Here is a 289-nt window from a genome sequence, read left to right as displayed (position 1 = left end):
TCATACTGACGAGTACTCCAAGCAGCAGAAAACTGCCGATACGAATTACCTTTCAAAAAATAGAGTTACATACTGGCCGCAGTGCAGGCTCTCCCGGCAACTGTTTTTTTAGTAATAAAGATTCATACCGAAGAGCCCCATTGCAATTATACGCCACACGATTTGCCTTCGCGGGTGCAGCAAATCGCTTGTGACCAATACCTGACATTGGCGTTAAACTACACAGCCGTCGCTTTGGAGCGACTTCAACTTCAGATAGCGTTATCGAAGAATTTTAAAACCTGAAGAG

This window comes from Pseudovibrio sp. POLY-S9 (genome assembly GCF_001431305.1).
Taxonomy (GTDB): Bacteria; Pseudomonadota; Alphaproteobacteria; order Rhizobiales; family Stappiaceae; genus Pseudovibrio.
The sequence above is the reverse complement of the archived record's forward strand: the minus strand, read 5'-3'. Positions refer to the sequence as shown.